The organism is Psychrobacter sp. W2-37-MNA-CIBAN-0211 (genome assembly GCF_040309405.1).
Taxonomy (GTDB): Bacteria; Pseudomonadota; Gammaproteobacteria; order Pseudomonadales; family Moraxellaceae; genus Psychrobacter; species Psychrobacter glaciei.
In genome coordinates, this window is record NZ_JBEOOU010000022.1 from 1 (window position 1) to 9,506 (window position 9,506).

A 9,506-nucleotide genomic window follows, 5' to 3' on the forward strand; every position below is an offset into this window, starting at 1 on the left:
TTCAAAAGATGTTTTTTCTTGTTCAATCTTTCCTCTTTTTAAGTTCAAATCGCTAAACTCATGTGTAATTTGACCTCCACTCATACTACCAAACATTTTTAGATTGTTTACTGTCTCTAGAATATTTCGTCTTTCTTTATCATTAAAATCAGAATCATTTACTGAAACAACGCGAACACCATTGTTACTCCCCTTTCTTGATTCTGTTAAATCAACGTAACCCTCTTCTGAATCAGTTTTATTTATAGCCTCATTATTGTTCGAATAATCATCTAGTTTTTTATAAAATATTTCTTTTTTTTCATGATCTTGATTCGTTAAAGCTGCTGTAGAGTCTAAAATCTTACCAACATTAGGATTATTTAAAACATCCCCTGTGTCTTTTGTATTAATTACTTTAGTTTCTTTAACGCTTACGATATTTAAAAATATCCAACCAAGAACAAAAGATACTAGTAGTATAATCACCCACTTTAATATCGTCTTATTCACAAGAACTGTCCAAAGTGTAAATTACAGTCTCTAGCTGCTGTATTAAAATATAGCTTTCTACCATTATCCAGTGTTTCTCTATGATATCCATTCACATTCCAAAAGGTAGAATCGGAAGAATTATCAACATAACCTGCTCTAGCTCTACGACCAAGGAGATTGCCAGAATCTGTATTTCGTGATGCATTTCTATTTGTAGCTTTTTGATCAGTCGCAACCCCCATTCTGTGTTGACCTGTGAGTGCGTCATATGAAATTGATTCGTTATACCATCCATAACCTAACGTAGGTATATATACTTTGCAGTTAGCACGACTAAAAGCCTCTGCTGGTACAGTGGCTGAATGAGCATTTAAAGTTAAAAAAGTAGAGGCAACTATACAGCCATATAGAATTTTTTTCATAAAGAAATACTCCCTATTATAAAATGGATTAGGTTAATTAATACTAAACAATAGTGTTGTAATTTGGATAATAATTATATCAACTATTTGTAATTGCAGTAACAAAATATTTACATACTGCTTTGCCTATCCTAGATTCCTCAGTTCATTTATAAGTTCTTTCATCAACTCCTTATCCCCCTGTCTAGTCAAAAAATCATCCAAATTATCAGCTGTATATTTTTTTAAACCATCTATTGAATCATTCTTTAAAGCATCTACAAGAAAAGCACCCAGTAGTATCTTTTGGCGTGTCAGCTTCTTATCTAACTTCTGCTTCTCTCTATTTATTTTAAGCTCAAGATCATTAATTTTCTGCTGTTCTTTTAAATCATTACCACCAAGTAAGCTCATATTCCTTCCTTAGATTATTAAGTTTTTCATACCTTTAACTATAGCAACTCCGCCAATACCTAACAACAGTTTATGATATAGTTATTTAGCAGATGGTTGAGTCCCACTGACTAAGTGAGATGGTTGAGTCCCACTGACTAAGTGTGAGTTTTCGACTTCACAAATATTTATTCCCTACGGTCTAAAATTTATAAAGTCAAAACACGTTAGGGGAAACCCCTAAAACCCCACAACTAACGAAAAGACGTTAGTAGCAAAAACAGAAACAAGAGCAATCAAGAATGGCTATTTTTATTGCATCGACTAAATCAATATCGAGAGGTAGCGGACAGAGTGCCGTTGCTAGTGCGAGCTATCGTGCAGGTGTTGAGCTCGAGGATAAGCGATACGGTAAGACGCACGACTATTCAAAAAAGCATGGCGTGATGAGTGCTGATATTATTTTGCCGTCAGAATTGGCAGACGCCAAGGCTACTGTTGATCGGGGCGAGCTTTGGAATAAAGCGGAGCTTGCAGAGAAACGCAAAGATGCCCGAGTCGCTAGAGAATGGCTTGTCAATCTACCGCACGAGTTGAACGAGCAAGACCGCAAGGAGCTAGCGCATAGCTTCGCCCAGACGCTAGCGGATCGTTACGGTACGATTGCCGATTGCGCTATTCATCAGCCGACACAAAAAGAGATTGATCGAGGCGCAGACCCTCGTAACTTCCATGCTCATATCCTATTTACCACGCGCACCGCAGAACTTGACGATAATTTTGAGATCGTATTGAAAGATAAGGCCACTATTGAGCTATCAGATAAGAAGCGCAGATCGCTTGGACTAGATCGCGTCAGCGAGGAAATCAAAGAGGTTCGAAAAATCTGGGAACAGACAGCTAACGATAAACTAGCCGAGCGCAATCTTAACTTAATCGACAGTCGTAGCTATGTAGATCAAGGCAAAGATATTGAACCACAACTCAAGATGGGTAGCGTTGCGACTAAGCTAGAGCGTGACGCATACGCAGAAGCTAAAGCGGCAGCAAAGGAAAAAGACGAGGTATTTAACGGCATCGTCCCAGTTACGATCAGGGGTGAAATTAACGCCATGATCGCAGAGCGTAACCACTTAGTATTGCAAGCATCTAATAGAATCATTTTTGAGAAGCGAGATCTTCATGAACGACTTGAAACAACAAAACGATATATTGATCGAGCGGATCAAAGACTTAGAGACACGGAACGACAAATTGAGCGAACAGAACAAGATATTGAGTGGTCAAGTAAGCGATGCGAAAGCCTACCAAAGCACATTGATCAATACAGTAAAGCCGTTAGCGGCAACACAACAAGAAGTTCAAGCACAGCATCAGCAAATGATAAGCTCACACAAAGAATTGACGACACAAAACAGTCAATTAAAGCAGTCACTGAAGCTATCGGAAAGTCAGATATTGAAATTAACAGAGCAGTTGAGCAAAGCGCAAGACCAGCCCCAACCCCTTTCGATGACAACTACAGACGAGCCTTTCTTAACAGAGAAAGACGAATTAATAGAGAGCTTAGAGAGCACGATAGACAAGCTCACAGAGAAAGTTACGCAGATGAGAAAGACAGTAATGATCTTAGAGCGACGTTGAACGCTTTTGCTCATCGTTTAATGACTCGACATCATGAAAAGTTTAGCTTGCGCCCAGGCTTCCGCGATAATCCTGCTGATTACCCCGACAAATTTGACTATCGACAAGTTAAAATCCTTGATCGCTTCGCTGCCGAGTTGGGCTTAAATAACGATTTTGATGACTTTAGAGAGGAACAACGGCGCGTTGCTGACTTGTTCACGCTTGACGTTATGCAAGATAATTTGAATGCGATGGATATACTGATTAACAGACAAAAAGAACGTAAGAATTATAACGAAGTGACAGCCGATTTTGACGCATTCATCACTAGATTAGATGCTAACAGAACAGCCAAAAATAATGAGTTGCAAGGCTCGTTGGGACGTAGCGACGTTAGCCGAATGACAGCAGAAACACTAACAGCAGTTAGCTATTTAGACAATATCGAGCAGTACATAAACAATGAAACCACAGCTGATGAATGCAAAGTGTTAGCGCAGGAGCATATTAGTGAGACCCTAAGACGAACTTCGACACAATATAAACTTGCATATCAAGGATTAAGAACATTAGATAGTACAGAGAGAGCCCAGAGGCATCTTAAAGCGTTGCAAAGTGGTTTAGATGGATTTACTACTAAATATACCTCAAAGTTGACTACGGCTGATTTAAGCAACATTAATGACGGTCTCAAGGTGTTAGATACTAAGGTAGTTGTTAATCAGCCTAATAACACTCCTTCTTTCGGTTTTAGATGAGTCTTTCTAATATTCTTCTAAGCAAAAATTTTTGTTTTAGTGATTTTTTTACTACCCGTTTCTTTAAAGGGGTTTATTTACTCCTGTTTACTCCTGTTTACTCCTGTTTAAGAGCGTTTTTTCTTCTTTAAAATCAATAGTTTAGAAGAAGAAAAAACACAAAATGAGTAGAAAAAACACAAAATGAGTAGAAAAAACACAAAATGAGTAGAAAAAACACAAAATGAGTAGAAAAAACACAATAATAAATTCATGTTATTTTATATGCTATTTTATGATAACATAAGTTTTAGTTTTACTAAAATACAGTGAATATAATAGGGATTCAAAAAATGGAAAGTAATTTAGTTGTACAAGCTAATGAGCTTGTATTAGCTACTTATACAATGACGACTAAAGAGAAACAGTTATTGCTTTCTTGTATTGGCCGTATTGATAGTAGACCAGATGCAGGAACTATAACTAAGCAGACTAAGTTCACTGTAACAGTAGAGGAAGTAGCAAAGATATTCTATAACGACAGTACCAAAAAAAATGCATTTAGAGACTTAGAGCAAGCTAGTAAACGACTTTTTGATAGAGATGTAATGATAGCGTTGGATAATGATAAAAAGCTTCATACACGTTTCGTTAGTGGTGTTCTTTATGATCCTAATGGAGACCAGATAACACTAACCTTTTCTGAAGATATTTTGCCTTATCTAACACAACTAAAGGCTAATTTCACAAAATACAAGCTGATGGAAATATCAGAACTTTCAAGTATTCACTCAATACGCCTTTATGAGCTCATTATTTGCTGGATAGGCCAGTATCAATACAGCAAGACGATGGATTTAGATGATTTTCGCTATATTATGGGAGTTGCAGGTAAGTATAAACAGTTTGGTCAGCTCAGAGAAAGAGTAATCGAAACAGCTATACAAGAGGTTAATGAAAGCACAAATTATAAAGTGAGCGTTGAGTATCATAAACGGGGTAAAGGTAAGGCATTTAAAGAGTTAACTCTTAAGTTTCATAAGAAAATATTAGACAAGCTAACCAGTGAAGATGGCACCTTGTCACAGGCTACGATACAGTCTATTGTTGATAACGTGCAGTTTATGAATGACTATAACAACCACCCAAGTCTAAGTTACGACGGCAAAATGAATAATGAGGTGTTCAAACGCGAAATGATGAACATCATACAGCGAGAGCCTGAAAGCTTTAACAAGCCAAATAAAGTCTTAGAGAGCTATTTACCAAAGATTAAATACTAATATGTTGTGTAATATCAATGGTAGCTAGAAGAACCACCGTTTCTTCTTAGGAGGAGTAGCAGTTGTTATCGTTGGTTTTTGTTCCAGCTGTGGCTCATCGTCGGGTTCAAATTGCTTGAACTCTAGCAGTCTCACTTGCGCAAAATCGTGAATGCTGGCGTTGGCTTTCTCCAGCGTCTTGTTTAGCTGATCAATCTGTTGTTGGTAATTCTCTATCAACTGCTTTTGATCGCTGACCTGCTGCCGTAGGTGCTCATTCTTTAACTTCTCTAGCTCTAATTGGTGTTCAAGCGCTGTACAAGACTGTACAGTCTGACTGTTCAGGTGCGTATTATCAGAAGTGTTCAGTGATTGTTCAGTACGTTTTTTGGAAACAGGTTCGCCAAATACTCGAAGCATCTCCGAAGTATCAATTTTCTTGTCTGCGGTTCTAGAAAGCTCACCATCATTGACTTTCTGATAGATCGTCGTTCTTGATACACCCCATTCTTTTGCCGCTTTCGTCACCGATATAATCATTGTTCACCTACTGTTCAAGTACGTTTTTAGTGTCTGTACAATACGACTGTTCAGAACGTTCAGTGAACAACTATCGCACTAACCTAGCTATGAGGCAAATCATAATTCCCTGTAAGTCATTAGGCTCAAAAAATAATAAAGATATCATTGAGCGATGCTGAGGATACCAAAAAACTTATATATATCAGAAAAACATATATAGAAAAGCTGTTTTTCTATGCGTATATATATAACATATATAGAAAATTAGCTTTTTTATACATATCCAAAGAGGTGTCCATGGACGAGTATCAGATTATCCCTTTACCACTTCCTAATATGGAGACGCTAGAAACCAGAGCTGTCCTGAAAAAACTGTCGTCAGCCAATCGATACTTAGCTGAACTCAAAGGAGTGGTCTCGTCTATTCCCAATGAAGCGATCTTAATCAATACCCTGGCTCTACAAGAGGCGAAGCACAGCTCTGAGATAGAGAATATTGTCACTACCAATGATGAGTTGTTTAAAGCTGAGCTTGATATAGTCAACCAAAGCCTTGCGACTAAAGAGGTGCAGAACTATACGCAGGCGCTAAAATCAAGTTTCGATACGGTACGAAAAAGCGGCATTATTCGCTTAAGTGAAATTTTAGTGATTCAAGAAGAGTTAGAGAAAAACGTTGCAGGGTTTCGTAAGCTGCCCGGTACGACACTCAAAAATAGCCAAGGTGATATTGTCTATACGCCGCCCCAACACGGCGACGACATCAAAGTATTAATGGATAACCTGACCACTTTTATAAATGATGATGCGATATGCGATCTTGATCCACTAGTAAAAATGGCGGTCATTCATCATCAGTTTGAGAGTATCCATCCGTTCTATGATGGTAATGGACGTACAGGGAGGATTTTAAACATTCTCTATCTGGTGGCGCAAGGCTTACTAGATTTGCCCGTTTTATACCTCAGTCATTACCTGATTCGACATAAGGCTGATTATTATCACTACCTACAGCACGTTCGAGATACTGGAGACTGGGAAGGTTGGCTGTTATTTATGCTTGATAGTGTGGAAGAGACGTCTAAATCCACCATCACATTAATTAAAGATATTAAGGCATTGATACAGGCATATAAGCTCAAAATGCGCGACGAGAAGCCCAAAATCTATCGCCAAGAGCTGTTAAATAATTTATTTAACCATCCCTACACCAAGATAGAGTTTGTGATGGATGACCTAGATGTGTCACGCATCACTGCTACTAAGTATTTAGATGAGCTGACTGATATTGGGCTACTACAAAAAGAGAAAGTCGGGCGTAGCTCCTACTACATCAATATCGAACTACTGCAACTACTCATGAATCGAGCGTAGTATGATAAGGATCATGCGCTCGCTTTAGTGAGCAGCATTATTCTTGAATGTCCGAATAGGTATAGCTTGATTACAGAAGCCTGGCGATAATCTTACGCTTCTTCATATCCTTCCCATATCATTTACCATAAGACCCATTATGGGTATAAGGGTGGTTCCTGTAGTGGGTACCATGGTCAAATAGTAAAACGAAATGAAAGCAATGCTTATAGCCATATTTTAGATAACTGACTTTGCTAAATGTACTCGATAGTGTACTTGAGAGGGGCGTTTCGAGGTGATTGGATAGTTTAACCATAAGATGACACAATGGTTTTAGTGAAAGACAAAAAATTGTTTACAACTAACGGACAACGTGAGGGGTAATCTGTGGAAAATAAAAAGAATATACTACGTACAGTAGCAGTATGTATCTTAATTGCTGGACTGACAGCTACCGTCATAATTAAACTTAACTTGATGTCGTCTACTATCTTATCTAATGGTTTTTGACGAAACCACTTTAAAATTAAAGCCTGAACAGGGCTTGTTTTCGTAACGGGCGGTTAAGAAAATATAAATTTTTAGAATTTACTAACTAGGTTAGCTAGGTAAAATAGAACATCAATATTGGTCAGGTGACATCACATGAAAATGTTAATGTCAGGCTTAACCTTAATTCTATCGGCTAGTAACTAATTTTTTTAGAGATGCATCGCTACTAATCAAAACTTGCACTTTGCTTGCATACAGTTGTTTTAAGAAGAGAGGTTCATTTTTCTTAAAACTCATAGGTAACAATAGGGCATGATAATTGGATCTGCACTCATAATGGTGATAGTAGTAATTTTAGGATACAAGAACTTTATATAATAACTAACTCATAATACCTATTCAAAAACCCATTTAAAGCAGGATTACTATGGCGAAGTTTATCAGCTTAAACGATCAGATTATTAACTTAGACCATATCGTAAGAATAGAGATGACCAAGACACAAGAAAGCTCAGTAGCTGAAACACCAGTAGATGAGCCTACTGGAAGTGCTACTACTGCTTACCTTAAATCATCAAGCCAACCTGAAGCCCCTCAGATACAATTTAAAGATACTGGTTTTCTCATTAAAATTCATTTGTCTTCAGGACATCATATTAGTCTTGATTTGATAAAAAAATTCTATAGAGCTGAAGAACTATATCTTGAGTTAGAACAGCTTCTCGGGGCTGAAAAGATTATTATTCCCGCTGATTAAGTGTTAATAATATACCTACGAATTAAATATGTAGGATTATGGTATACCCCAAGGGAACCAGCTATTTCACCCTTCAAACCTATTAACAGACCACTTAAAACAGACTGGTATAATGGAACCACTTATAACAGACTATTTTAGGTGTTTATGTTTATTAGAGCGTATCTACGAGCGTCTACCAAAGAGCAAGACGCTAAGCGTGCCAAAAGCGAACTCATAGCATTTGCCAACGATCATGGCCACAAAATTGCCGCCTTCTATGTCGAAAACGAATCAGGAGCTACCTTGGTGCGACCCAAGCTTATGCAGCTGATTGAAGATGCTCATAAGGGCGATGTTATCTTAGTTGAGCAGATTGATCGCTTAGCGCGTTTGAACCAAGCTGATTGGGATACTCTCAAAAGAATGCTATCAGAAAAAAAGCTATCTATCGTATCAAAAGAGCTGCCTACCTCATATATGGCGCTTCAACCTGAAAGCAGCACTGAATTTATGAGCAGTGTATTGCAGGCCATTAACTCGATGATGCTCGATATGCTCGCAGCCATTGCTCGAAAAGATTATGAGGATCGCCGTAACCGTCAGATGCAAGGTATTGCTCGTGCTAAGGCAGAAGGTAAGTATTCAGGACGTAGGAAAGATACCGAAAAACGCAAGATCATCGCTAGTCTGCTTAAATCAGGTCATAGCTATTCTGATATTCAAAAAATGGCCAAGTGCTCACGGCATCTGATTGCTGATGTGGCCAAGGAAAGACCTAAACTGATCATTGCTCATTAAGTGGTTCCAATATAGTAGTCTACTATGAGTAGTCTATTAATTGATTAATGAGCCTTTTTAGATGGTTCCGCTGGGATATACTTGAATAAGACCTCCATCGTTTAAGAAACGTCCAATAAGAGAGTGTTTAATCTAAATCGCAGTTACACAGAATCTGAGATGATCTCCCAGTCCCGCTGTATCTCCTTTATGTTGACCTGACTATATTATTATTAGAGTCTATAAATATATTTAGATAGACTCTAATTAGGGGTGATAGCTTTCTCTTTTTCTATTAAATCTGATAAAATATTTTCAAATTTATTAGAACTTATACCCTGAGTTGAGAAGGAATAATACTTTTCTCCTACGTTAAACTGAGCGTTGTAAACCGTCCCTGACTCCTGTGTCTTTATAGTCTCAAAGGTCATTGGCACGTTGTTCACTGAGTGATTTAATGTTTCTTCAACTACTTCCATGACAGTGTTATTTTTAGGGTCTAAATACATTTCTGTAAACTCAATTTTAGCTCCACTGCTTGGGTTTTCATAAAGCCGATAGACAGAATTATAGCCTCTGTCTTGTGAATAAGCCCCTGAATAGACTCTACTAGTCATCTCAAACTCTCTACCTAGAATATTTTCTGTAGGTTCAAAAGATGTTTTTTCTTGTTCAATCTTTCCTCTTTTTAAGTTCAAATCGCTAAACTCATGTGTAATTTGACCTC

General features: G+C 37.8%; 9 protein-coding genes and 1 pseudogene. 5 read left to right on the plus strand and 5 right to left on the minus strand.

Translation table 11 applies throughout. From position 1 onward, the window contains the following. The 3 genes from AAEY72_RS13855 to AAEY72_RS13865 form a co-directional block, all read right to left on the minus strand. Positions 1 to 492, minus strand: a 492-nt coding sequence (locus tag AAEY72_RS13855) for a hypothetical protein (RefSeq protein WP_352311036.1), incomplete at its 3' end; no start/stop codon positions are given. After that, on the minus strand, positions 489 to 896 hold the full coding sequence (locus AAEY72_RS13860) for a hypothetical protein (RefSeq protein ID WP_352311038.1): 408 nt from the start codon (positions 894 to 896) through the stop codon (positions 489 to 491). The genes AAEY72_RS13855 and AAEY72_RS13860, both read right to left, overlap by 4 nt. Before the next feature lie 126 nt (positions 897 to 1,022). Next, positions 1,023 to 1,289 carry a mobilization protein MobS gene (locus AAEY72_RS13865; RefSeq protein WP_352311040.1) on the minus strand — a complete coding sequence of 89 codons (267 nt, stop codon included), beginning with the start codon at positions 1,287 to 1,289 and terminating at the stop codon, positions 1,023 to 1,025. Between the two features lie 281 nt (positions 1,290 to 1,570). Here AAEY72_RS13865 and AAEY72_RS13870 point away from each other — a divergent pair, with 281 nt between their 5' ends. Then, complete coding sequence (locus AAEY72_RS13870; protein ID WP_352311042.1) at positions 1,571 to 3,652, plus strand: MobA/MobL family protein; 2,082 nt, start codon at positions 1,571 to 1,573, stop codon at positions 3,650 to 3,652. Positions 3,653 to 3,984: 332 nt separating this feature from the next. After that, the gene (locus AAEY72_RS13875) at positions 3,985 to 4,914 is read left to right on the plus strand and encodes a RepB family plasmid replication initiator protein (protein ID WP_352311044.1); all 930 of its coding nucleotides are present in this window, start codon (positions 3,985 to 3,987) and stop codon (positions 4,912 to 4,914) included. Between the two features lie 24 nt (positions 4,915 to 4,938). Here AAEY72_RS13875 and AAEY72_RS13880 read toward each other — a convergent pair whose 3' ends face one another. Continuing rightward, positions 4,939 to 5,433, minus strand: coding sequence for a plasmid replication DNA-binding protein (locus AAEY72_RS13880; protein ID WP_352311046.1), 495 nt, complete (start codon positions 5,431 to 5,433; stop codon positions 4,939 to 4,941). Positions 5,434 to 5,712: 279 nt separating this feature from the next. Here AAEY72_RS13880 and AAEY72_RS13885 point away from each other — a divergent pair, with 279 nt between their 5' ends. From AAEY72_RS13885 to AAEY72_RS13895, 3 genes are all read left to right on the plus strand, one after another. Then, positions 5,713 to 6,789, plus strand: a complete 1,077-nt coding sequence (locus tag AAEY72_RS13885) for a Fic family protein (RefSeq protein WP_352311048.1) — start codon at positions 5,713 to 5,715, stop codon at positions 6,787 to 6,789. A gap of 901 nt (positions 6,790 to 7,690) precedes the next feature. Continuing rightward, positions 7,691 to 8,020 carry a hypothetical protein gene (locus tag AAEY72_RS13890; protein ID WP_352311050.1) on the plus strand — a complete coding sequence of 110 codons (330 nt, stop codon included), beginning with the start codon at positions 7,691 to 7,693 and terminating at the stop codon, positions 8,018 to 8,020. Between the two features lie 147 nt (positions 8,021 to 8,167). Then, the gene (locus AAEY72_RS13895; RefSeq protein WP_352311051.1) at positions 8,168 to 8,800 is read left to right on the plus strand and encodes a recombinase family protein; all 633 of its coding nucleotides are present in this window, start codon (positions 8,168 to 8,170) and stop codon (positions 8,798 to 8,800) included. A 242-nt stretch (positions 8,801 to 9,042) separates the two neighbouring features. Here the strand turns inward: AAEY72_RS13895 and AAEY72_RS13900 are convergent. Further along, positions 9,043 to 9,506, minus strand: a pseudogene (locus tag AAEY72_RS13900) (hypothetical protein); the annotation flags it as partial.